At 47.8% G+C, this 24,683-nt stretch carries 17 protein-coding genes; 14 read left to right on the forward strand and 3 right to left on the reverse strand.

The window, feature by feature from the left end; all coding sequences use genetic code 11:
• The first annotated feature begins 32 nt into the window (after window positions 1-32).
• From fliJ to Xbed_RS03675, 10 genes are all read left to right on the forward strand, one after another.
• Entirely contained in the window at window positions 33-479 is a 447-nt protein-coding gene (fliJ, locus tag Xbed_RS03625; protein WP_086111587.1) for a flagellar export protein FliJ, read from the forward strand.
• A complete protein-coding gene (locus tag Xbed_RS03630) occupies window positions 476-1,921 on the forward strand; it encodes a flagellar hook-length control protein FliK (protein ID WP_086111588.1) in 1,446 nt (481 codons plus the stop codon). Before fliJ ends, Xbed_RS03630 begins: the two co-directional genes overlap by 4 nt.
• Window positions 1,922-2,127: 206 nt before the next feature.
• Window positions 2,128-2,604 carry a flagellar basal body-associated protein FliL gene (gene fliL, locus Xbed_RS03635; RefSeq protein WP_086111589.1) on the forward strand — a complete coding sequence of 159 codons (477 nt, stop codon included), beginning with the start codon at window positions 2,128-2,130 and terminating at the stop codon, window positions 2,602-2,604.
• 5 nt (window positions 2,605-2,609) lie between these two features.
• Window positions 2,610-3,617 (forward strand): flagellar motor switch protein FliM, encoded by a 1,008-nt coding sequence (gene fliM, locus Xbed_RS03640; RefSeq protein WP_086111590.1) that lies wholly within the window; start codon window positions 2,610-2,612, stop codon window positions 3,615-3,617.
• Complete coding sequence (gene fliN, locus Xbed_RS03645; protein WP_086111591.1) at window positions 3,610-4,017, forward strand: flagellar motor switch protein FliN; 408 nt, start codon at window positions 3,610-3,612, stop codon at window positions 4,015-4,017. The genes fliM and fliN overlap by 8 nt, the downstream gene beginning before the upstream one ends.
• Window positions 4,018-4,019: 2 nt before the next feature.
• Window positions 4,020-4,511, forward strand: a complete 492-nt coding sequence (gene fliO, locus Xbed_RS03650) for a flagellar biosynthetic protein FliO (RefSeq protein ID WP_086111592.1) — start codon at window positions 4,020-4,022, stop codon at window positions 4,509-4,511.
• Between the two features lie 130 nt (window positions 4,512-4,641).
• Window positions 4,642-5,358 (forward strand): flagellar type III secretion system pore protein FliP, encoded by a 717-nt coding sequence (gene fliP / locus Xbed_RS03655; RefSeq protein WP_086111593.1) that lies wholly within the window; start codon window positions 4,642-4,644, stop codon window positions 5,356-5,358.
• Between the two features lie 48 nt (window positions 5,359-5,406).
• Window positions 5,407-5,676: a flagellar biosynthesis protein FliQ gene (gene fliQ, locus Xbed_RS03660; RefSeq protein ID WP_086111594.1), complete on the forward strand. Its 270-nt coding sequence runs from the start codon at window positions 5,407-5,409 to the stop codon at window positions 5,674-5,676.
• A 2-nt stretch (window positions 5,677-5,678) separates the two neighbouring features.
• Window positions 5,679-6,461, forward strand: coding sequence for a flagellar biosynthetic protein FliR (gene fliR, locus Xbed_RS03665; RefSeq protein ID WP_086111731.1), 783 nt, complete (start codon window positions 5,679-5,681; stop codon window positions 6,459-6,461).
• 800 nt (window positions 6,462-7,261) lie between these two features.
• Window positions 7,262-19,159: a non-ribosomal peptide synthetase gene (locus Xbed_RS03675; RefSeq protein ID WP_086111596.1), complete on the forward strand. Its 11,898-nt coding sequence runs from the start codon at window positions 7,262-7,264 to the stop codon at window positions 19,157-19,159.
• 70 nt (window positions 19,160-19,229) lie between these two features.
• On the opposite strand, the gene budC is transcribed toward Xbed_RS03675, so the two are convergent.
• Complete coding sequence (gene budC, locus Xbed_RS03680) at window positions 19,230-19,988, reverse strand: meso-2,3-butanediol dehydrogenase (RefSeq protein WP_208612189.1); 759 nt, start codon at window positions 19,986-19,988, stop codon at window positions 19,230-19,232.
• 415 nt (window positions 19,989-20,403) lie between these two features.
• On the opposite strand from budC, the gene Xbed_RS03685 reads away from it, so the two are divergent.
• The 3 genes from Xbed_RS03685 (at window position 20,404) to Xbed_RS03695 (ending at window position 22,861) form a co-directional block, all read left to right on the forward strand.
• Window positions 20,404-20,847, forward strand: coding sequence for a hypothetical protein (locus tag Xbed_RS03685; RefSeq protein WP_086111597.1), 444 nt, complete (start codon window positions 20,404-20,406; stop codon window positions 20,845-20,847).
• A gap of 379 nt (window positions 20,848-21,226) precedes the next feature.
• On the forward strand, window positions 21,227-22,012 hold the full coding sequence (locus Xbed_RS03690; protein ID WP_086111598.1) for a hypothetical protein: 786 nt from the start codon (window positions 21,227-21,229) through the stop codon (window positions 22,010-22,012).
• A gap of 69 nt (window positions 22,013-22,081) precedes the next feature.
• A complete protein-coding gene (locus Xbed_RS03695) occupies window positions 22,082-22,861 on the forward strand; it encodes a hypothetical protein (protein WP_086111599.1) in 780 nt (259 codons plus the stop codon).
• On the opposite strand, the gene Xbed_RS03700 is transcribed toward Xbed_RS03695, so the two are convergent.
• Window positions 22,839-23,540, reverse strand: coding sequence for an ArsR/SmtB family transcription factor (locus Xbed_RS03700; RefSeq protein ID WP_086111600.1), 702 nt, complete (start codon window positions 23,538-23,540; stop codon window positions 22,839-22,841). The genes Xbed_RS03695 and Xbed_RS03700 overlap by 23 nt on opposite strands.
• A gap of 74 nt (window positions 23,541-23,614) precedes the next feature.
• Here Xbed_RS03700 and Xbed_RS03705 point away from each other — a divergent pair, with 74 nt between their 5' ends.
• Window positions 23,615-23,944: an antibiotic biosynthesis monooxygenase family protein gene (locus Xbed_RS03705; RefSeq protein ID WP_086111601.1), complete on the forward strand. Its 330-nt coding sequence runs from the start codon at window positions 23,615-23,617 to the stop codon at window positions 23,942-23,944.
• Window positions 23,945-24,111: 167 nt separating this feature from the next.
• Here the strand turns inward: Xbed_RS03705 and Xbed_RS03710 are convergent, their stop codons facing one another.
• Window positions 24,112-24,468 carry a DUF2645 family protein gene (locus Xbed_RS03710; RefSeq protein ID WP_139837449.1) on the reverse strand — a complete coding sequence of 119 codons (357 nt, stop codon included), beginning with the start codon at window positions 24,466-24,468 and terminating at the stop codon, window positions 24,112-24,114.
• Window positions 24,469-24,683: the final 215 nt, after the last annotated feature.

Below are 24,683 nucleotides of genomic sequence, written 5' to 3' on the forward strand. Positions count from 1 at the left end.
AGGTCTGTTTGGTGACTAAAACGAGGAAATACATGCAACAACACTCCCCTCTCGTGACTTTGCGTGAACTTGCCCAAGATGCGGCTGAAAAAGCGGCCTCACAACTTGCACAGATTCGGCAAGGTCACCAACAAATGGAGCAACAACTCACAGCGTTAATGAATTATCAGGATGAATATCGTACCCGTTTGAACGACACTCTCAGCAGCGGCATGTCCTGCTCAACCTGGCAGAATTACCAGCAATTTATGAAAACGCTGGAAATGGCCATTGAACAGCACAGATTACAGCTCAATCAGTGGAAGAAACGACTTGAGCAGGCCATATCACAATGGCAGGAAAAACAGCAGCGTCTGAACGCCTTCGACACTCTGCAACAGCGGGCAGAGCATAATTTGAAGTTACACCAGAATCGCATGGAGCAAAAACAAATGGATGAGTACGCACAACGTGGTGCACAACGGAGAATGAAACAATGAATCTCACTCTTTTGCCTACTGATTTGAAATTCACGGATAAAAGCTCGGGGAAAAATCAGTCCACCCTGAATGGCTCCGTGAACGGTAACCCCTCTTCTCAATTTGGGCAACTGCTCAATGCAGAAACCGCCTCAATGCGCAAACCCACGACTCAGGCGGATAAACATAGTCAGAATAACCTGAAAGAAGGAAAATCTGTGGCTGACAAAACCGCGCAAGGCGAACGGTCACCCTTGCAGATGGCGTCAGATAAGACGGTGAGCAGGGATGCGTTGCAGACGGACACGTCCTTACAGGAAAGCCGTGCCGAATTTGCGGTATTGAAAGAAGAAGATCTTTTGTCAGCCGAAGCGTTAAGTGCGGTTATTCCGATCCAGATCGCGGATCTGGTCAATCCTCCTGCACATTCTGCAGTCTTTCAGGAAAATGCAGAGGGTTTGATGGAGAATGCTTTACCGGAGAATTCTTTACCGGAAAATGCCTTATCTGAAAATAAATGGTCGGGTGATGAAAACAACGCTGTTCAGGCGTTACTGGGTAAAAATGCCAAAGATATCCGATTGGCAGCGACAGATCTCACTGAATCATCCCAAAAAGGGGCACCAGACAAAGACATCCCACTTTCTGCTGTTCAGGATATGGCGCTGAATAATAAGACAGAGACTCGTCATAAAACAGAGAACCCGGCCTACGTTCCTGGATTGGCTTCGCTCGCCGGTCAAGTAAAACTGGCCGCCAACAATAAAGCCGAGTATGGCAGCGTTTTCCCAAAGGATCTGGCCCTGAACAATAACAAAGCGCTTAATCTGCTTCAGGCTGCGCCTGAGCTGACAACCGTTACGGCAGAAACGGCTTTTATCGACTCACCGACCGTACCGGCAGCTTCTCCCCTGCTCTCAGGCGGACAGCCGGCAACCGGCCAATTTCAGCTAACTGGCACAACGGCACCTTTATTGAATGCCCATCTAGGTAGCGAGGAGTGGCAGCAACAGCTCAATCAGCATGTGCTGTTCTTTAACCGCAATGGGCTGCAACAGGCTGAACTTCGCTTGCATCCACAGGAACTGGGCGCGCTGCATATCCGCATGAGTGTTGAAGACAATCAGGCTCAATTGCACTTTGTTTCTGCCCATCAAAATGTCCGTGCGGCTCTGGAAGCGGCTTTGCCGGGGCTGCGCCATTCACTGGCTGAAAGTGGTATCCAATTGGCTCAGAGCAGTGTAGGCAGTGATGCCCAAGGAAACTGGCAGCAGGAACATCATGCCAGTAATCAGGCTAATAACCAGAACCGTAGCCAAAATAATGGTCATTCCAATTCCCATGCTGACAGCCAGAGTCATGGCTTGGTGGCCGCAACCGGCATCACCGCCTCGCACACGACCATCAGCCTGACACCTCAACAACTCGCTTCAACGCGTGGAGGGGTTGATACATTTGCCTGATTATCCACCTAATTTCATCATGCACTGTACTAAAACAAAACAGGGCCGATAACAAACGTGTGAGTTAATGGTTTTTTCCCCGTCTTTTCCTGCCATTGCCGGAACAAAGACGCGGGATAATTGATATCGATTTTGATGGATAAGGAGATCCGCCACGGAATGCGCGGGGGACTTATCCGCAACGGAAAACAGGAATTTATCTGTCCATGTCTGATTATAGCTACGAGCATAAACGCAAAAATCCAATTTGGATGATACTGTTAATACTGATTGCTGTTCTTGGTGCCGCCATTGGAGGGTATAGCTGGTGGACAATGAGCCAGTCAACCAATAACCGCCCAGAAAAAACCAACGTCATCAATACCCCCGTATTTATGACGCTGGAGCCTTTTACCGTCAATTTGATCGACAATGAAAATCATTTCGATCGTGTTTTGTATGTTGGCGTAACATTGCGCCTGCCTGACGAAAAAACCCGTCAGCGACTCCATGATTATCTGCCGGAAATTCGTAGCCGCATGTTGCTGTTGTTATCGCGTCAAAATGCCACCGAACTGGTAAAAGATGACGGCAAGATGCACTTGGTGGCAGAAATCAAACAGACATTAAACCCAACACTCATACCCGGTGAGCCTGATCAGGAAATCACCGATGTGTTGTTTACCACGTTTATTCTGCGATAATCACAATGAGTGACAATATTCTTTCACAGGCAGAGATCGATGCTCTGCTCAATGGTGACAGTGCCTCTGCTGATGACGTAGAACAAACTGCGTCTGGAGAAAATGAGGTTCGACCTTACGATCCCAACACCCAACGCCGTGTTGTCCGCGAACGTTTGCAGTCGCTGGAAATCATCAATGAACGTTTTGCCCGCCAATTCAGGATGGGGTTGTTTAACATGCTGCGCCGTAGTCCGGATATTACGGTCGGCGCCATCAAAGTGCAGCCTTATCACGAATTTGCCCGCAACCTGTCCGTACCCACCAACCTCAATCTGGTTCATCTAAAGCCATTGAGGGGAACCGCGCTCTTCGCTTTCGAGCCTAGCTTGGTTTACATCGCCGTTGATAACCTGTTTGGGGGTGATGGCCGTTTTCCAACCAAAGTGGAAGGCCGTGAATTTACCAATACCGAGCAGCGGATCATCAACCGCATGCTGAAACTGGCGCTGGATGCCTATCGTGACGCATGGGATTCTATCTTTAAACTTGAAGTGGAATACGTTCGTTCCGAAACACAGATAAAATTCACCAACATTACCACCTCACCGAACGACATCGTGGTTACTACCCCGTTTCAGGTTGAGATCGGGGCATTGACGGGAGAATTCAACATCTGCATTCCCTTCGCCATGATCGAACCCTTGCGTGAACGCCTGACGAATCCCCCCGTGGAGAATGTTCGTCAGGAAGAGGGATTGTGGCGTGAAAGTCTGGTGAAACAAGTTCAGCATTCAGAATTAGAGCTGGTGGCGAATTTTGTTGATATTCCCCTGCGACTGTCAAGGATCCTCGAACTGAAAAGCGGCGATGTTTTGCCGATTGAAAAACCTGAACGCCTAATCGTTCACGTTGATGGTGTGCCGGTGCTCACCAGTCAATATGGAACACTAAACGGGCAATATGCCCTGCGTGTTGAACACCTGATTAACCCTGTTTTAACTGCTCTGGATGAGGAGAAGCCCAATGAGTGATGCTAAACAACCCGCAGAGAACAGATCGACTGACGATATGTGGGCAGAAGCGCTGGAACAACAGGCCGCACAGCAAACCTCTGACGGCGGCGCGTCAATATTTGAGAATCTGGAACCCCATGATGCGCTCGCCCAGCTCTCCGACATTGACCTGATCATGGATATTCCGGTTAAACTTTCTGTTGAGCTGGGACGGACCAAAATGACCATCAAACAGCTACTGAAACTGTCACAAGGTTCAGTGGTTCCCCTTGACGGGCTGGCAGGCGAACCGCTGGATATCTTGATCAACGGCTATTTGATCGCACAGGGAGAAGTGGTGGTTGTCTCTGATAAATACGGTATCCGTATCACGGATATCATCACACCTTCTGAGCGCATGCGTCGTTTGAGTCGTTAACCATGATGGCGAACCAGCCTTCCTTTCATGCTTCTCTTCAGCGGGGTACGGCATCTGATGCCGTACCCGTCAGCACGACAGGCAGTACCGTTATCGAAAGTACGATTATAGCAAATACAAAACCTCTCCCCGCCGATCAGACACTGATGCAGGTCAGCAGCGCGTTGGGTGGCATTTTATTGCTGATTTTTTTCATCACCTGGCTCATCCGTCGTTTGGGTCTTGCTCCCGGCAAAAACAAAAATCATCGACGGTTAAATGTGAAAGCGAGTTGTTCCCTTGGGCCGAAAGAACGGGTCGTTGTCGTAGAAATCGAAAACAATTGGCTGGTACTGGGTGTCACATCCCAGCAAATCAATATGCTGCATCAGATGCCTGCCCCCCCTGATAACGCGGAACAGGATGCCACATTCAAGTCATTGACATTCGGCCAGATGTTGAAAAATACGCTCCAGAAAAACAGCAAAAACGACAAGGACGATGATGAAAAATAGCGTTTTCTTTATGACCGGCAAATTCTTTACGACTGGCAAACAATGTGTCTCATCGCTTAATGTCCTTTCTTTAAGTTTGAAACGGTTAAGTTCGGGATATCTCAGTTCGAGGCATTGGGCAACCCTATTTATGGCACTCTTGCTGCCACTGTTCCCCATGAACGCCGTGGCCGCATTACCCGGCATCATCAGCCAACCGTTAGCCAATGGCGGACAAAGTTGGTCATTGCCGGTCCAAACCCTGATTTTCATCACCGCACTGGGATTCATTCCTGCCGCCCTGCTGATGATGACCAGTTTTACCCGCATCATCATTGTACTGGGTTTGCTGCGTAATGCGCTGGGAACACCGTCCGCGCCCCCTAACCAAGTGATGTTGGGCCTGGCTCTGTTCATGACTTTTTTCATCATGGCACCGGTATTTGACAAGGTGTACCAAGATGCTTACCTGCCTTACAGTGAGGATAAAATCACACTGGAAGCCGCACTGGACAGCGGCGCCAAGCCCCTGCGCCAATTCATGCTGCGCCAGACCCGGGAAAACGATCTGGCACTGTTTGCCCGTCTGGCAAACCAAGAGGCATTTGAAACGGCGGATTCTGTTCCAATGCGCGTACTCGTCCCCGCGTTTATTACCAGCGAATTAAAAACCGCATTTCAGATTGGTTTTACCCTCTTCATTCCGTTCCTGATCATCGATCTGGTTGTGGCCAGTGTCCTGATGGCCTTGGGGATGATGATGGTTCCACCCGCCACCATATCACTGCCGTTCAAACTGATGTTATTTGTCTTGGTGGATGGCTGGCAATTGTTGCTTGGCTCGCTGGCGCAAAGTTTTTATGTCTAGCGTGGGTGCTTATTGGAAAAAGATTAAAAAAAGCGGTTTGAGAAAATTATGACCCCAGAATCGGTAATGGCCCTTGGTGTTGAAGCCATGAAAGTGGCATTGGCATTGGCCGCTCCACTCCTTTTAGCTGCCTTGATTTGTGGTTTGATCATCAGCTTATTGCAAGCGGCAACTCAGATAAACGAAATGACGTTATCGTTTATTCCGAAAATTTTGGCCGTTGTCGTGACTATCGTCGCCGCCGGGCCGTGGATGCTTAATTTGCTGCTGGATTACATGCGCACCCTGTTCAGCAGTATTCCGGCGATTATCGGTTAATGATGATCCCGTTTGATAGCGAAACACTCTCCCGCCTTGTCAGTGATTTTTTCTGGCCACTGGCGCGTCTCTTGGCGTTGTTCAGCATAGCGCCGATTTTCAGTGAAAAGCAGATGCCGATAAAAGTCAGAATAGGTTTGGCGTTAGTCATCACGGCCTTATTAGTGCCGATTATCCCTTCTGCCCAAATTCCTATCTTCTCCGTTCCCGGTATTTGGGTCTTGATCCAACAAATATTGATCGGTATGGCTCTGGGATTGACCATACAAATCGCTTTTGCGGTGGTACGCCATGCCGGTGAAGTGCTCGGCTTGCAAATGGGGCTTTCATTCGCTACCTTCTTTGATCCTACCGGCGGCCCGAATATGCCGATTTTAGCCCGTATCCTGAACATGCTGATGATGCTGCTATTCCTGGCTTTCGACGGGCATTTATGGTTACTGTCCATTCTGGTGGATACATTTTATTCCATTCCCATTCAATCAACCCAATTGAATCCGAAAGGTTTTTTATTGTTGGCACAAAGTGCCAGCCTGATCTTCGTCAATGGCATGATGCTGGCAATGCCAATGATTACGCTACTGCTGATCCTGAATTTTTCTTTGGGAATGTTAAACCGCATGACGCCCCAATTATCCGTATTTGTGGTTGGCTTTCCGCTAACCCTGACGGTGGGAATTTTCACCCTTTCGCTGTTGTTCCCCATGCTGGTGCCATTTACTGAACGGCTATTCGGCGAAATGTTCGATCGTTTGGCGGTGATTATTAATGAAATGGTGTTGTGATGGTGATTTGACTGGTACAAGCCAGTGAATGTTTTCATTCATGGTCATGGTGAAAGGACATTGATTTCCCCAGAAATAAGTTGCAGCCATATCGTATGCAGTTTTTGGAGACACGGATTAGGGCGATATTTCTATCTGGGAAGCGCCTGGAAGAGGGTGAAGTAAAATAACACGCTCCAGAGCGGGGCGTATCATCAGCGGGATAATGCAGACGTTTAAAGGCTTTTCGGATAAGGAGCATCAGTGAATCATTCAATAAAAAAAACAATATGTTATCCGAACATCGCTACTTAATGCGACAGAAGCGGAATGCTGGATTAACGCAATAAGTGCAACTTGCGACCGATATAGGCTTCCATGGGTGTCAGCCCATTTAAAATCGTTCTTTACGGAATCTCGCCCTGATTTGAACCCCTGAATTTCACATTTCTTATTTTTCACCTGACGGTATTTTTCTTGATGTTCTGAACTTGACATTACTGAGATAATGGCAATGAGTACGACGATGAGAGGGTCATCCATCACGTGACTTATAGTCATAATTATGAACACGATTACCGTTACAGTGCCCAGATTGACAACCAACCTCCCACCAACAAAAAACATCGACATCACCCATTAACTCAGTTAATTTAACCAGCCTAACTCGCTATCATCTGTTTTTTTAGCATAAAAATCTTAATCATTAATCCACAGCGCGTTTATTTTTTGCTAAAGAGCAGATGAACAAGAGGTCATAGCTTCCTTATTTTCAAATAGATGGATCAAATCAAAACCAAACTATTAAAAAGGAAATGAGTATGTCACACAGTCATAACCACTCATCAGAAACTTCCCTAGCCATTGATAATAACGATTCTTCCGTCTCTCATGTATACCCCCTGAGTTCACCTCAACAAACCATCTGGTTTGATCAGGCGATTCACCCCCATTCTTCCAACTACAATACCGGCCTTTTTATCTGCATCGAAGGAGAGTTGAATGAAGAAGTATTTACCCGTGCCTTTGAAGCCGTTGTTCATTGTCATGACACTCTACGTTTGCAACTGATCAATATCCATGCTTTACCCGCCCAAAAGATTGTGCATTCTCTCCCTATTGCCTTGGATATCCATGATTTTTCATCGTATTCAGATGCGGAAACCAGAGTAAAACAGTACATGGATGCTGAATTTATGCGGCCATTTCACTTGGATGGGGCACTGTGGCATGCCAAGTTATTGCGCGTCAGCAAGACTTGTCGGTACTGGCAATTTTGTTGTCATCATTTGATTATGGATGGCACTGGCCTGTTTATGCTTATGGACAAGGTGATTGATGCCTATAATCGTCTGATGAAAGGCGAAGCACTGAACAACTCCGCTCACGCTTATCTGGATTTTATTGCGGATAACCTCGATTACCTTGCTTCTGAGCAGTATTCACACGATAGGCAATTTTGGCTGAAACGTTATGAAAACCTGCCTCCTCCCTTGCTCCAGCCCGTCAATGTCAATAACACGATCCATGGCACTACAGGCCATAAGCACACTGAATCTGTTGCTTCTCAGTCTGTTATTTGGCCGGTTAACCAGACACTGTTTAAACGTATCGAAGAAGCGGTTGGCGAACAGGGATTTTCCTCCCAGCATTTCATCTATGCCATTTTAGCCTGCTATTTCGCACGAACCGCAGATGTCGATGAAATTGTTATCGGTACTCCCCTGCGCAACCGCAGGAATACACAACAAAAAAATACGATGGGTATGTTCGTCTCCGTGATCCCCATTGGCATCACCCTTTCTCCAGAAGATACGTTTTGTGATGTCATGCGCAAAGCCGCAACCGAAATACGCCTTTGCAATGAGCACCAAAGTTTTTCCGGCGCAGAACTCAACCGACAAATGCACACCCGGCAAAAGGTCGGGAATAACCGATTATTTGATGTCGTTTTGTCTTTCGAACCCTTTAAAGCTCATCTGCACATGGAAGGAAAAGACACCCGCGTCAAACTTTTCGACCTGCATGCGAGTTCCCCCTATCCTCTTTCTATCAAAATCAAGCAATACACCGATACCAGCCGTCCTAAAGATACCCACGCCCCGGTTTTCATTGAGTTTATGTTTTCTCCTGATTACCTGAGTACCACGGAGGTTATGACGCTCCAGTCCCGGCTTGCCGTCTTGTTTGAGGCCGCACTCACCTCGCTGGAAACCCCCTCCCTGACGAAGACAAAAATCGTCAATCTGCCTATCCTGCCCGACATTGAACGCCAGCAGGTCTTGGTGGATTTCAACGCCACCCAAGCCGGATTTCCGCAGGATGCGTTGATCCATCAACTGTTCGAGGCACAAGTGCAACGCACACCGGATGCAATTGCGGTGGTGTTTGAAGGGCAATCGTTGAGCTACGGTGAACTGAACAAACGCGCCAATCGTCTGGCTCACCATTTAATGGCTCTCGGCGTGCGTCCTGACGATCGCGTGGCGATTTGTATTGAACGCAGTCTGGAAATGGTGGTCGGTTTGTTGGGCATCCTCAAGGCCGGAGGCGCTTTTGTGCCACTCGATCCCACTTATCCGGCCGAGCGGTTGAGTTATATGCTCAATGATTCAACCCCTGTGGCGCTGATAACTCAGACTACGGTTATTCAGGCAAAAATGGCAGAAACGTGGAGCAGTAATCTGCCAACCGTTCTGCTTGATACGCCCGAATATTCTGTTTTGGGTGAAAGGTCGGAAGAAAACCCATCGATTCAGGCTCTGGGGCTGACCTCCCGCCATCTGGCTTATGTTATTTATACCTCTGGCTCCACCGGTCAACCCAAAGGCGTCATGATCGAACATCGCGGTTTGTGTAATTTGATTACCACTCAGCAAGACACATTAGCCATCACCCCAGACAGCCGGATCTTGCAGTTTGCCTCAAACAGTTTTGATGCCTGTATTTGGGAATGTTATATGGCACTCTTGGCGGGAGCCAGCCTTTACCTTGCCAAACGGGACAATCTTCTGCCGGGAAGCGTGCTGTCCGACTATTTAGAAACTCATGCCATTACTCACGCCCTCTTGTCTCCCACCGTGCTGGCAACTCTGGATGCCCTTCCGGCAACACTACAAACCTTACTCGTGGGAGGGGAAGCCTGTCCCCCTACGCTGGTTAACCGCTGGGCGCAAGGACGGCAGATGATCAATGCGTATGGCCCGACGGAAGCCACCGTTTGTGCCACTTGCTACTCATGTGAGAGTCAGGGTGATTATGATCAGGCACCGCCGATTGGTCATCCCATCGCCAATACTCAGATCTATATTCTTGATATTTACGGTCAACCGGTTCCGCCGGAGGTTGTGGGAGAAATTTATATCGCGGGTGTCGGCCTTGCCCGTGGCTACCTGAATCGTCCTGAACTCACTGCCGAACGTTTTATCTCCAATCCGTTCTCCTCTGCACCCCACTCACGAATGTATAAAACCGGCGATCTGGGGCGTTGGCGACCCGATGGCGAGATTGAATATCTTGGCCGCAATGATTTTCAAGTCAAACTGCGCGGTTTTCGCATTGAGCTGGGGGAAATTGAGGCGAAACTGCGACAATGCCACGGCGTGCGTGAAGCGGTGGTGGTGCTGGGCGAAAGCCTGTCCGATGAAAATGGGTCCGATGAAAACCGGACAGCACCAAAACATCTGGTCGCCTACTTATTACCTGAGTCGGTATTACCTGAAGCGGAGGTTGAACCGGAGCCAATGGCACTGCGGCAACAGCTAGCACAACATCTTGCAGAATACATGATACCCAGTGCCTTTGTGACACTCGACGCTTTCCCCCTGACACCCAACGGCAAACTCGACCGTCAGGCTCTCCCCAAACCCGATCATTCTGCCATCGTCACGCGCAGCTATCAGGCGCCCATCGGCGAAATAGAAACCCTCCTGAGCCAAATTTGGCAAACGTTGCTTGGCGTGAAATATGTCAGCCGTTACGACCACTTTTTCGAGCTTGGCGGGCACTCGCTGATCGCCGTTAGCCTGATCGAACAACTGCGCGCGCTGGGATGGGTTCTTGACATTCGGAGAGTATTCACCAAACCCGTACTGAATGAGATGGCAGCCGCGATACTATCATTTAAAAAGAATTCAGGTAAAAAGAATTCGGTTAAACATGATCCCACTCGGGTTAATACGGAGCAGGAAAGTACGGCGGTGTTCACTGTGCCGCCCAATCTGATCCCTGACGGTTGTACGGCCATTACCCCCGACATGCTGACCCTGATTTCCCTGTCGCAGCACGAGATTGATGCCATTGCTGCCACAATCCCGGGAGGTGCGGCCAATATTCAGGATATCTACCCGCTCGCGCCACTACAGGAAGGCATGTTGTTCCATTATCTGTTGCAGAAACAGGAAGATACTTACCTGTTACGCAATTTACTGGCTTTCGATAGCCGCGAACGGCTCGAGACCTTTCTGGCAACTTTACAGCAGGTCATTAACCGGCACGATATTCTGCACACTTCAATCTACTGGCAGGGATTGGCGCAGCCGGTACAAGTCGTCTGGCGGCAGGCATTGTTGAATGTGAATACGTTTTTACCGGATGGCGAACAGGATATCCTGACTCAATTACTGGCACACACCGATCCCCATCAGTACCGTCTGGATGTCAGTCAGGCACCGCTCTTCTCTGCCGACATAGCCTATGATCCGCATCAGGATGAGTGGTTACTGGCTTTGTGCATCCATCATTTAGTCTGTGATCATGTCACACTGGAACGTATCATTGATGAAATCGGGATATTATTGCGTAGCCATACCAAAAGCGGGGATCTTGGCAATCATTATTCTGAAAACAAGTGTTATCCTGAAAACAAGCGTTATCCCGAAAAATTACCCCCTGTATTGCCTTACCGTGACTTTATCGCCCAATCCCGACATGTGCCGGATTCAGTTCACGAAGCCTATTTCCGTAACATGCTCTCTGATGTCGATGCACCAACGGCGGCTTTCGGAATACTGGAGAGTCACCGTGGGGATCGGCAGATAGCCGAGAGCAAACAGCCACTGGATGCCGCACTGTCCAACGCCATCCGCACACAAGCCCGGCGTCAGGGGGTCAGCCCCAGTATCTTGTTTCATGTCGCTTTGGCGCTGGTGCTGGCAAAAACCAGTGGCCGTGATGATGTGGTTTTCGGTACGGTATTGCTGGGTCGTATGCAGGGCAGTACCGGCATTGATCAAGTGATGGGGCTGCTGATTAACACCTTACCCATGCGGATCAGGCTGGCGGGTAACGCGGATAATACGGGTCATAGCGCACAGGCCACTGTTCAAGAGGCCAACCTCAGCCTGATGAAATTGCTGGAGCACGAACAGGCCACCCTGACGCAGGCCCAGCATTGCAGCAGCGTGATCCCTCCTTTGCCGCTCTTCAACACGCTACTCAACTATCGTCACAGTCAATCGGATGCCACTTTTGCTAAATGGGAAGGTATCCGTCTGCTGATGCAAGAAGAGAGAAGTCATTATCCCATTGGTTTGTTTGTCGATGATTGGGGAAATGGCTTTAGCTTGGTTGCCCAAACCGTACCGGACATCGAACCGATCCGTTTGATTGACTATATGACCACGGCCCTGACAGGGCTGGTTGAAGCGCTGGAAACCTCCCCCCACCAGCCCATTTTGGCTATTTCGATTTTGCCTGTCAGGGAGCGTCAACTGGTGCTGGTGGATTTCAACACGGCTCACTCCTCCCAACATCCTGTACCTGCTCAAAATACTGTTGCCGATTTCCCGCAACACGCCTTTATTCACTCACAGTTTGAAAAGCAAGTGCAGCACGATCCCGATGCGGTTGCCGTCGTCTTTGAAGCGCAATCGTTGAGTTATGCTGAACTGAACCAGCGGGCCAATCGTCTGGCGCATCATCTGATTGCCTTAGGGGTTCGCCCGGATGATCGGGTGGCGATTTGCGCTGAACGCAGCCCTGACATGGTGGTGGGATTGCTCGCTATCCTTAAGGCCGGCGGTGCCTATGTTCCGCTCGATCCCGGCTATCCTGCCGAACGACTGGCCTATATCGTTGAGGATGCGGCACCGGTTGTTTTACTTAGCCAAATAACGTTACTTAGCCAAACAGCCTTGCTCAGTCGGCTGGCCGGCACCGTACCCGTTGTGGATCTCAACAATCTGGCATCCCTGATGGCGGATATGCCCGCCAGCAACCCCGATCCCCGGACGCTGGGCCTGACTCCACGCCATCTGGCTTATGTGATGTATACCTCGGGTTCGACGGGCTTGCCTAAAGGGGTGATGAATGAGCATCGCAGTGTCGTGAATTGCTTACTCTGGGCACAGAAGACTTATCAGATAACCCCGCAGGATCGTGTCTTGCAGAAAACCCCGTTCAGTTTTGATGTTTCCGTTTGGGAGCTATTCCCGCCCCTGATGTTTGGTGCCCAATTAATTCTGGCTCGCCCCGATGACCATAAAGACCCGCACTATTTACTGTCTGAGATAGAAAGACGCGGGATTACGCTCATCCATTTTGTGCCTGCCATGCTGCAACAATTTATCCATGCAATCCCTGCCGGACGCTGCCCTTCCCTGCGTCACATTTTTTGCAGTGGTGAAGCGTTTCCTTATGTCTTGCAGCAAAAATGTCTGCCCCATTTTGCCCACTGTCAATTACATAACTTATATGGCCCGACTGAAGCCGCAATCCATGTCACCGCCCGGCAATGCGTACCGGATCGTGATATCGGACGGGTGCCGATCGGGAAACCCATCACCAATATCCGGATTTATCTTCTCGATAGCCACGGAGAACCGGTTCCCATCGGTGTGACAGGTGAGCTTTACATTGGCGGGATCGGTGTCGCCCGTGGTTATCTGAACCTGCCAGAGTTAACCGCAGAACACTTCCTCCCTGATCCGTTTTCTTCAGAACCGGATGCCCGCCTGTACAAAAGCGGCGATCTGGCTCGCTGGCTGCCTGACGGAAATATTGAGTACCTTGGCCGTAACGATTTTCAGGTCAAGATACGCGGCTTTCGTATCGAACTGGGCGAGATTGAATCCCGGCTGGCGCAATGCCACGGTGTGCGCGAAGCGGTGGTGGTTGCCCAGAAAGAGACCTCCGGCGAAAAGCGGCTGATTGCCTATCTCCTCGCTGAACCCAATGCGACACTGGTGCCCGCAGAACTGCGCCGGCAACTGGCCCAATATCTGGCCGACTATATGCTGCCCAGCGCCTTTGTGACACTGGATGCCTTTCCATTGACCCCCAATGGCAAGCTCCACCGTCAGGCCCTGCCCATGCCGGATCAGACGGCGCTCGTGACCCGACATTATGAAGCGCCCATCGGAGACATGGAAACGGCGCTGGCCGGGATTTGGCAAGAACTGCTGAAACTGGAACACGTGGGTCGTCATGATCATTTCTTTGAACTCGGTGGTCATTCCCTGCTCACCCTCCAGCTTGCCGCCCGAATACGCCAGAAACTGGCGCGGGATTTACATTTGCAACAACTTTTTTCTCACCCGGTTCTGGCCGACTTAGCGACCTTGCTGATCGACACACCGGTGACCACCCAAATCGTGATCCCTGCGGCCGATCGCCGCCAGCCACTGCCACTTTCTTTCTCCCAACAACGTTTGTGGTTTCTCACCCGCCTCAATACCGAAGTCAATCTGGCCTATCATATCCCGATCATCCTGCATCTTTGCGGACCTCTCGATCAGGCGGCGTTGACGGCGGCACTTGATGGTCTCGTCAGCCGGCATGAAAGTTTGCGCACTCGTTTTGTCCTCGTTGATGAGCAGCCTTACCAACATATTGACAGCGCAGATACGGGCTTTCCCCTGACCTATCAGGATCTGCGCGGATTAGACGAAACCTCTCGTCTGACCCGTATTAACGAACTGACAGAACGCGAAATACAAACCCCATTTAATTTTGCTCATGAGCCGATGGTTCGGGGCCAATTGCTGCAACTGGCTGATGAGGAACATGTGCTGATCCTTATCCAGCATCACATCATCACCGATGGCTGGTCGGTGGGGATATTGCTCCGCGAACTGGGTGCTCTCTACCGCACCGCACTGGGAAAACATGACGAACCGTTACCTCATCTCCCCATCCAGTACGCAGACTATGCCGTCTGGCAACAGCAATGGCTACAAGGTGAAGTGCTCACCGCACAACGGAATTTCTGGCAAAAGCAGCTACAAAACGCACCGGCACTGCTGGCTCTCCCCCTTGATCACCCACGCCCAGCCGAACAAAGTTACACCGGCGATCAGGTCCCCATTCATCTGAATGCGGATTTTTTGGCTGCTCTCAAAGCACTCGGCCAGCGTCACGACACCACGTTGTTTATGACTCTGCTTGCAGCCTGGAGCATCGTGCTTGCCCGTTTGAGCGGACAGGACGATATTGTCATTGGCTCCCCCATTGCCAACCGTTCACAGAGTGAACTTGAGGGATTGATCGGCTTTTTTGTTAATACCCTACCTTTACGCATCGAACTGGAGCAGAGCTACTCGGTGGCCGATCTGCTCGCGCATGTCCGTGAACAGGCGCTGGCCGTTTATGCTCATCCAGACCTGCCTTTTGAGCAATTGGTGGAAATCCTCCAGCCTGAACGCAGCCTGAGCTATAACCCCCTCTTTCAGGTTATGCTGGCCCTCAACAATACATTTACACAGAATACGTTTACACAGAATACGTTTACACAGAACACCTCGACACAGAACACCGCTATACCGCCCCTCGAATTGCCCGGTTTATCGGTCTCGTTGATGGAGCCACCACACCACAGCGCGTACTTTGACCTGACGCTATCACTGTTCGAAACCCAAGACAGCCTCAGTGGTTATCTGGAATATGCATCAAGTCTATTCGACCGGACGACGGTTGAACGCATGGTGGGTTATCTCACCCATGTGCTGACGGCGATGGTCACCGACGATACGCAGGTCATTGCCCGTCTGCCGATATTATCCGCTGCGGAACAACAGCAATTGTTGGTGGAGTTCAACACGGCGCAAAACACGAAGACCCACTTCCCGCCGGATGCGCTGATCCATCCACTGTTCATCCATCAACTGTTCGAGGCGCAAGTACAACGCACGCCAGACACCATTGCGCTGGTCTTCGGGGAGCAATCCCTGAGTTATCACGAGCTGAATTATCGCGCCAATCAACTGGCACACAGCCTGATAGCACTGGGTATACGCCCGGAAGATCGGGTGGCCATTTATGTTGAACGGGGTTTGGACATGATCATCGGCCTGTTTGGGATCTTAAAAGCCGGTGCCGCTTATATTCCGCTCGATCCCGAATACCCCACCGAACGGCTGGGTTATCAGTTATCAGATGGCAAACCTGCACTACTGCTGACCCAGAAACACCTGCAGGCACGCTTAGCCATACAAGGCATACCCCTCTGGTTGTTGGACGATGAAACTCAGCAAAATCAGATGAAAAAACAGCCGGCACATAATCCGGACAGCCAGCAAATCGGGCTACAACCCCACCATTTGGCCTATATCATCTATACTTCCGGCTCAACCGGACATCCCAAAGGCGTCATGCTGGAGCATCGTAATGTTGTCAGTCTGATCCATGCCCATGGTCAGGTCAGTGAACCTCAGTTGGGTGATCGAGTTCTGCAATTTGTCACCATCGCATTTGATATTTCGGTATCAGATATTTTCCCGACGCTGGCATCGGGTGCCACACTGGTTCTGCGTCCACCCCATATCAAGATACCGAACAACACTTTTATCGATTTCTTGCGCGAACAGGCCGTGACTATCATCAATATACCGACCGCTTTCTGGCACCACTGGGTACAAGAGATGATGGCAGGACACATGGGTTTCAGCCCCACTCTGCGCACCGTGATTGTTGGGGGTGATAAGGTGGAACAGCGCTATTTAATGGACTGGCTGTCGTGCCCGGAAACCCATGCCTGCTGCTGGATCAACGGCTATGGTCCCACCGAAGTGACCGTCACCGCCACGATGATGGTGATAGATAAGGAAATGATGAGAGAGAACAAACCTATTCCCGCCATCACCCATAACATTCCCATTGGGCGCCCGATCGCCAATACGTGTATCTATATTTTGGATAAACTCGGTCAGCCGGTGCCTATCGGCGTAAGCGGCGAAATCTATATTGGTGGTATGGGCATTGCCCGTGGTTATTCGAATCAACCGGAATTGACCGCAGAGCGGTTTGTTGTCGATCCCTTCAGCAAACACCCTAATGCCCGCCTGTATAAGACCGGCGATTTGGCGCGTTGGCGGCCTGACGGCAATATTGAGTATCTTGGCCGCAATGATTTTCAGATCAAGCTACGCGGCTTCCGTATTGAACCGGGGGAAATTGAAACCCGACTGATGCAATGCCACGGCGTGCGTGAAGCGATCGTCCTTGCCCGCGAAGATAAAGTGGGCGACAAACGTCTTGTTGCCTACCTGATTGCCGAACCCAATACCAAACCCGCACCCGCAGACTTGCGTCGGCAACTCGCGCAGCACCTTGCTGAGTATATGCTGCCCAGCGCATTTGTGACATTGGATGCGTTCCCACTGGCACCGAATGGTAAGCTCAACCGTCAGGCGCTGCCCATGCCGGATCAGGCATCCATTGTGACCCGTGCTTATGAAATTCCGCTCGGTGACCGAGAAAGAGCGCTGGCTGGGGTTTGGCAAACATTATTAACACTGGAAAAGGTGGGGCGTTATGATCACTTCTTTGAGCTGGGTGGTCATTCACTGATGGTCATCAGCCTGATTGAACGACTGCGCAATCAGGGTTGGCACCTTGATATTCGCACGGTATTTTCCACCCCCGTGCTGGCTGAGATGGCAAAATTAATGCGGGTCGCCGAAGATAATACCGCCACATCCCCTGTTCCCCCCAATCTCATCCCCGATGGCTGCTCCGCCATCACGCCTGATATGTTGCCGCTGGTATCCCTGACGCAACACGAAATTGAGGCTATCGCCGCCACACTTCCCGATGGCATGGCCAATATTCAGGATATCTACCCGCTAGCTCCTTTACAGGCGGGGATGTTGTTCCACCATCTGGTGCAAACCCAGGGAGACGTTTATCTGTTACATACCTTGTTTGCTTTCGACACCCGCGAGCGCCTTGATGATTTTCTGGCCGCCTTGCAACAACTCATTAACCGTCACGATATCCTGCGCACAGCCATCTGCTGGGAGGGTTTAACGCAGCCCGTACAAGTTGTCTGGCGTCAGGCTATCCTGCGCATCAACATGTTTGTGCCGGATGATTTTGTGCCAAACAGTGATAGCGATAAGGATGTTCCGTCTCAGTTGCTGGCGCATACCGATCCACGCCGGCACCGTCTTGATATCCGTCAGGCTCCGCTATTCTCCGCCGATATCGCTTATGATCCACAGCGAGGTGAATGGCTGCTGGCTTTCTGCTGCCACCATATACTGAATGACCATCTGTCGCTGGACATTATCATCGCTGAAATCAACGAACTTCTGCACCATCGCAGTGAACACTTATCCCCCGCATTGCCTTACCGTCACTTTATCGCCCAATTACTGCGGGTGCCAATGTCAGACCACGAAGCCTATTTCCGTGGGATACTCGCCGATGTAGATACACCGACCGCGCCTTTCGGAATACTCGACGTCTACAGTGGAGATAGACAGGTCACCGAAATCATCAAGCCACTGAATGCCGCACTTGCCAGAGCTATCCGTAAACAGGCACGCCACCAAGGGGTCAGCCCCGGCGTACTGTTCCATGTCGCATGGGCGCAAGTTCTGGCAAAATTAACCGGGCAGGATGATGTCGTCTTCGGAACCGTTTTACTGGGACGTATGCAGGGGGGAAGTGACATTGAGCAGATCCTGGGACTGTTCATCAATACCCTGCCGGTGCGGGTTCGGCTTGCAGGAAACAGCGTACAGGCAACGGTGCAAGCAACTTACCGCCGCCTGACCCAATTACTTGAGCACGAGCAGGCTTCTCTGGCGCTGGCTCAACGCTGTAGCGGCATCGTGCCTCCTCTGCCGCTTTTCAATTCACTGCTTAACTATCGCCACAGCCCATCGGATGTCACCGATACCCTATGGGAAGGCATACGTCTGGTAGCCGGAAAAGAAAGAACTAACTACCCTCTCTATTTGGCCGTGGATGATTTGGGTAAGGGTTTCTTGTTGACGATCCAAACGGTATCGGGCATCGATCCCGCGCATCTGATCAGCGCTCTGACCACCGCGTTAGCTGAGCTGACAAAAGCATTGGAAGACGAGCCTCAACGGCCGGTCATGAGCATTGCCACGATGATTACGCCACAACAACCCGAAACCCCGGATACGTTGATGCCCGTTTTCAATGGCAAGCCCGATCATCAGAAATTACCTGCCTCTGGGCAAACAACGCTTGTTACTTCCGGCTATGAAGCTCCCATTGGTGATGTGGAAATAGCCTTGGCCCAGATATGGCAAAAATTGCTGGGACAGGAACCGGTGGGTCGCCATGATAATTTCTTCGCGCTGGGGGGACATTCTCTGCTAGCAATCCAATTGCTGGCGCGTATGCGTGAGCAAAACATGAAACTTCCATTGGTCACATTGTTCACACACCCCACACTCTGTGAATTGGCTAAGGCTGTCAGCCAAAACCACTCAACCGTATCGGGTCGCTCAAACAGTCACCGTTAACCGGGAAAAATCAAAGAGCTCCACAATTTGTGGAGCTCTTTTTCAGTGCGTTATCCCAGAGACAATGCCGTCAATTAAAATTGGGTTGACCATTGGATGCGGTTGTCCCGCCATCGATTGGCAAGTTCACACCATTAATGAAACTGGCATCTTCACTCGCCAGAAAAGCAATGGCAGCCGCGACTTCGGAAGGTTTGCCGGCTCTTTTCAGCGGGATCCGGCTATTGAAATGTTGTAGGGTTTCATCATCAAAACGAGCGGTCATCGGCGTCAAAACTAAACTTGGGCAGACACTATTGACGCGAATACCCTGTGCGCCATAATCCAGTGCCATGGCACGGGTTAAATTAACCACAGCACCTTTTGCTGCACAATAGTGCGCACCACCCCAATCCCCTCCCAATCCTGACACAGAGGCATTATTGACAATACATCCCTTGCTTTTCAGCAAATATGGCAGCGCAAAATAGCTACCATTGAGTACGCCATTAAGATTTGTCGCCAGTACGGCTTCACCTTCTTCTTGTGAAAGACTCAATAAATCACCCACGGCATACAAACCGGCATTATTCACCAGAACATCTATCCTGCCAAAGACCCTGACCGTTTCATCCACCATGTTCTTGACCGATTCCCGATCTGCAACATCGGTCTGGATCACCCGTGCCTTGTTTGATGGCAATTCGCTGAATACCCGATTAAGTTTATCTGTATCCCGGCCAGCCAATACAACAATGGCTCCCTCTTGTGAAAAGCGTTTTGCTGTTGCCTCCCCAATACCACTTCCTGCACCCGTAATAATGACAACCTTATCCTCAAATCGAATCATGTTATTGCCCTCATTGACCTACTTTCAAAATTCGCTATATTTTATCCAATCTCCATCGGATAGACGGTTCATTACCTCCCAGAATATTCTTTGTTAATTATCTTGCTATGTCTTTTTTTATGCCGGATTAACTTTAAATAGTTGATGATCGACTCATGTGTTTTATATTTTTTATCTATGATATTTCAACATGGTGGGACACTTCCTGACTCCCTGTAGTGCAGGAAGTCAGGGATCTTCAATAATTTCAACGTGTCACCATTATGAAAAAGTATTTATATAAAAAAGAAAGCCACTACAACCATCATCTTTAATATTTTATTGACAACCAAAAAATATCATTGATTGTTCAGCATGAATTAATGAGAATTAATTTTAGCCACAAAATCCATTGTATAAAAACAGGAGTTAAATCATGTCAGAAAAAAAGAGTTTAGAAAGAACTGAAGACATTATTCTACTCTCAGAGAGAGAACTAAAGACCCCGAGAGAGGAATATACTTGGCATGCTGAAACATTCAGCATTTCTGAGTTCGACGACGGTCACGGTCATGGTGGCATTGTGCTTCCCGACAATCGTCATTACTTTGCTGTACATGTGATTATTAAAAGTATGGAAGGAAGACATACTGGCGTATCGACAACCTTGTATGTCAATGGAGAAATAAGAAAACCTTATGGCTCAAGCATCCCAGAAAAACCATCTACTTGGGCTGATCTGGACGGTGCGCATAACATATTTTATCCGTACATGGCTAGCCATTCCACAACAGTGAAACTGACAGGATATATCTCTTCCCTGGATAAACGTAAGGGAGGCGAAGCTAAAATAACTATTCTTGGTTTTTACGACGGTTAAAAGTAGTCATGGAAACTTAAGAAAATTGATAGAATATCCACTTCATTAAAGGTGGCTGTTTAAGCGGTCACCTCACTCAATAATAAACCCGTATTTCTCTCCATCTAATCTGACATTAACAAGCCTGACTCATCCTTAATGACTGATTCATTTTCAATGACAGGCCCATATGACCATGACCGCAAAAAACTCAATTAAAAAATTACAAATCAATAAGTTAATAAAAAAATAAATATGACTTGTTTAATGTAAAAAAAGAGCGTATTAATTTACATAGTTTACTGTTAATTTTAGTTGTCAACCCACTTAAACATTTTCTATAGTGACACCCTATCCACATCGTTAAATAAAATTAATAAGTTTATTTGAGGATATCAATATGGCAAATACAATTGAAGACATTCTGCATGATACCCTGCAAGCCGCTCAATCGACATTCAAAGGGAAATCGCATAATATCAGTTATTATGACCCTAATATATTACCAGAAAGAAAGAAGGCGTTTTATACTGAAGAAGGTATGGCGTGCAGAGACCTTATTTTTGACAGATTACACGAAAGATTATTCGAAAAACAATTATCCAGCAGGGAAATATATCATTATTTACATAGAAACAAAAATTACTTTTTGGTTGGGAATTGTATCTTATTATCTATTTTCGCTTTATATTATTTGAAGAAAAAACATAAAAATTCACTCCGTGCTTTATTTTATAACCCAAATGTAAATTATACCCGATTCCGCTCTTTGTTAAATTTACAAATTATTTGTCTTCAAGCCCCCTATAGTCATGCTTTTGTTATGGTCAGCCCTCCCAGTAATGCTGACACAAAACCCTATCTTGGCATGATATCTGAACCTAATGTATTCCCACAAAACGCATGGATATGTGATCCATGGGCAAACATTATTTGCCCTGCTATGGATTATGATAAAAGATGGAAAGCCAGAATGTCAGAATGGAATATGCAAGGGAAAATAATTCATGCCGCTCATTTTAGTCTTAAAAATGATCCCCATATGAATGGGTCTCCATTGGGAAAATATGCTTATACTGCAACCCAAAGGGGAGTAAAAATGACGACGGGTATTATTACGATATATCCAGATGGTAGCACGGTAATACATGATGAGCCTTCATCTGGAAGATGCACAATATTGTAAAAAGAAAGAAGTGAATTTTAAAATTTAAAAATAACGGGTATATATCATAACGTAATTGAGGATTTTAATATGTCAATTGAAGAGATTTTACGTAATGCTGCACAAAGAGCACAAAATATATTTAAAGGAAAATCGCATAATATAAAATATTATGATGTAAGTATTTTACCAGAAGAAAAAAAATCATTTTACACCGATGAGGGATTGGATCGTAGATATACCGCCTTCGAAGAATTACGTGGCGAGTTATTAACCACAAGGGTGCCCAGCAATAGAATCTATCATAAATTGATATCAAAACAAAATTCATTTTTAGTTGGTAACTGCATGCTCTTGGCTATTTTTGCCTTGCAGTATTTAAAAAATGAACATAACCAAACACTTTGTCAGTTATTTTATCCGACAGACATTAATTTATCTGCTCTGAAATCACTATTAACGCTACAATTAATTGTTACTCTCAGGCCCTATAACCATGCTTTTTCACTGATTTGCCCTCCGAGCTATACCAATCCCAAGCCCAAAATTGGGGAGACATACAGGCCAAATCAATTCCCAGATGGATCTTGGATTTGTGATCCTTGGGCTAATATTGTCTGTCCGGCAAAAAATTATGATGATAAGTGGAAACTTAAAATGGCAGAATGGAACCATTCAGGCAAGGCTCTTTATCTAAATCGTTCTAATGTCCAACAAGATAATGATTTAAACCAATCCCCATTAGGAAAGTATGCTTATACAATGGTACAAATGAGTCATAAAACTATTGATGAATTGATTACCATATTCCCCAATGGAGATAGCAAAATAAAAACCCATCATTCATTCAGAGGATGTTCCCTATTTTAATTTCCACACCAAACTGCTGCTTAACCCCGCGCTTTCCTGATTCGGTTAATACCAGTTCCCGACTGTCTAACCGCCTGATTGCCCATTTTTTCTTTAAAAAAGCATCAAGCAACGAGGCGCCTAAAAAACCACCAAGATGAAAATGCCGTTCGCTCCAATCAAGGCAGGAGCAGGCAAATTTTCGCCGGGAATGGGGTTTTTCATCACAACATACGCCAAGAGAAAGCAGGAGTTCTTTGCCCATTGGCGTTAACTCATAACTCTCCGTTATCCAATGATTCGCCAGCAAACTGTCATGAATTTTTACCGCGATTTCCCCTGCCATATGGTCATAACAGGTACGGAAAAAACGCAGAGGTTTAGGTGTGGAGATTTTGATGGCATCCTGATGCCCCGCATTGGCAAAACACATCATATTTTCCAGCAATTGAGCCACTTCTGCGCTGTAGATTTTAAAATAACGATGCCGTCCCTGTTTAATGCAACTGATTAAAGTTTTTGCTACCAGACGATTTAAATGTGCACTGGTTGTTGACGGAGCAACATCGGTAGCGGCACTTAATTCAGTCGCTGTATAGGCACGCCCATCCATCATCAGAAACAGCATACGGGCGCGGGTGCGATCAGCCAGTACCGCCGCAATGGCAGAAACTCTTTCCTCAAGGTCGAATTCATTCATATTTTGATGATCATCGAAGTGATAGCCGTTCCAGAACGATAACCTAGGGTTTCTTATCCTACAAGGGGACGATAATGCTAGCCGTCATATTTGAAGTCGAACTCGCAAAAAATCAAAGTGAACGCTATTTTGATAGCGCCGCTGCAATCAGACCATTATTGGACACCATTCCAGGATTTATTTCGGTAGAACGTTTTCAAAGCCTCAACCATAACAATAAATATCTTTCACTCTCCTATTGGCGTGATGAAGAATCCATAAAGCAATGGCGAAATACTTACCAACACCAGGAGGCTCAAGTGCTGGGACGCAATGGCGTGTTTGCAGATTATCGTCTGAAAGTCGCTGCGATTATCCGAGATTATGGAATGTCTACACGGGAGGAAGCACCAACAGAAAGATAACATTATTAAGTCTCTTTCCTGTATCGGATTATTGGGAGATAAGGATCAACACCTTGATCTTCCAATAACCCTCGTTTGAATACATAAAAAATTAATGCGTGACAGATGTGACAAATCGCCGCAACAAGATAAATTGCAGTAACAAGATCAATAATAGATGCATAAAATCAATGTGTAGGAAGTGGACAGGCCATAAACCGACCGAAAAACATCCAATACCAATAACCCATGGAAAACATAACCGTCAATAGATAGGCTATCGATTGTAATTTATTTTCCGAAAATCCTTTCATTCCCTTCATCACAAAAAAAACCATAAAAGGTAACAAAAAAACCAAACACAAAGGGGCGGTTAATGTTCTGTCGTCATTAACGACAAAATTATTGACCACATCACAAACCGTATTAATACCTTTCTCCCCAATCATCCAGTCATGATCGATTGTCGAAAAACATCCAATCAATATCGTGCTGAACAAGATAAATCCAATACAAAAGAGTAGGTTTATAATTTTCATATTCATTTATTCTAATCATCTATAGTAAGGCAAGATTTATCCCTAAACAAAAATCATCAGACACATCCAATGTGTTTATATCAAAAAAATTAATATAACATTCCTCTTTCCTACTCAAGATCAGATCTTGATCACAAGATAAAATAATATAATAAATAGAAAAATTGGAATTAATCAGGGATAAGGACGATTTTGCTTCTTATATAGCCAACCCTCTTTCC

Source organism: Xenorhabdus beddingii, from assembly GCF_002127545.1.
Classification (GTDB): Bacteria; Pseudomonadota; Gammaproteobacteria; order Enterobacterales; family Enterobacteriaceae; genus Xenorhabdus; species Xenorhabdus beddingii.

What these genes read in the sequence shown, in the direction of transcription:
- fliJ (WP_086111587.1), top strand. Translation starts at nt 33, where the DNA reads ATGCAACAACACTCCCCTCTCGTGACTTTGCGTGAACTTGCCCAAGAT.
- Xbed_RS03630 (WP_086111588.1), top strand. Translation starts at nt 476, where the DNA reads ATGAATCTCACTCTTTTGCCTACTGATTTGAAATTCACGGATAAAAGC.
- fliL (WP_086111589.1), top strand. Translation starts at nt 2,128, where the DNA reads ATGTCTGATTATAGCTACGAGCATAAACGCAAAAATCCAATTTGGATG.
- fliM (WP_086111590.1), top strand. Translation starts at nt 2,610, where the DNA reads ATGAGTGACAATATTCTTTCACAGGCAGAGATCGATGCTCTGCTCAAT.
- fliN (WP_086111591.1), top strand. Translation starts at nt 3,610, where the DNA reads ATGAGTGATGCTAAACAACCCGCAGAGAACAGATCGACTGACGATATG.
- fliO (WP_086111592.1), top strand. Translation starts at nt 4,020, where the DNA reads ATGATGGCGAACCAGCCTTCCTTTCATGCTTCTCTTCAGCGGGGTACG.
- fliP (WP_086111593.1), top strand. Translation starts at nt 4,642, where the DNA reads ATGGCACTCTTGCTGCCACTGTTCCCCATGAACGCCGTGGCCGCATTA.
- fliQ (WP_086111594.1), top strand. Translation starts at nt 5,407, where the DNA reads ATGACCCCAGAATCGGTAATGGCCCTTGGTGTTGAAGCCATGAAAGTG.
- fliR (WP_086111731.1), top strand. Translation starts at nt 5,679, where the DNA reads ATGATCCCGTTTGATAGCGAAACACTCTCCCGCCTTGTCAGTGATTTT.
- Xbed_RS03675 (WP_086111596.1), top strand. Translation starts at nt 7,262, where the DNA reads ATGTCACACAGTCATAACCACTCATCAGAAACTTCCCTAGCCATTGAT.
- budC (WP_208612189.1), bottom strand. Translation starts at nt 19,988, where the DNA reads ATGATTCGATTTGAGGATAAGGTTGTCATTATTACGGGTGCAGGAAGT.
- Xbed_RS03685 (WP_086111597.1), top strand. Translation starts at nt 20,404, where the DNA reads ATGTCAGAAAAAAAGAGTTTAGAAAGAACTGAAGACATTATTCTACTC.
- Xbed_RS03690 (WP_086111598.1), top strand. Translation starts at nt 21,227, where the DNA reads ATGGCAAATACAATTGAAGACATTCTGCATGATACCCTGCAAGCCGCT.
- Xbed_RS03695 (WP_086111599.1), top strand. Translation starts at nt 22,082, where the DNA reads ATGTCAATTGAAGAGATTTTACGTAATGCTGCACAAAGAGCACAAAAT.
- Xbed_RS03700 (WP_086111600.1), bottom strand. Translation starts at nt 23,540, where the DNA reads ATGAATGAATTCGACCTTGAGGAAAGAGTTTCTGCCATTGCGGCGGTA.
- Xbed_RS03705 (WP_086111601.1), top strand. Translation starts at nt 23,615, where the DNA reads ATGCTAGCCGTCATATTTGAAGTCGAACTCGCAAAAAATCAAAGTGAA.
- Xbed_RS03710 (WP_139837449.1), bottom strand. Translation starts at nt 24,468, where the DNA reads ATGAATATGAAAATTATAAACCTACTCTTTTGTATTGGATTTATCTTG.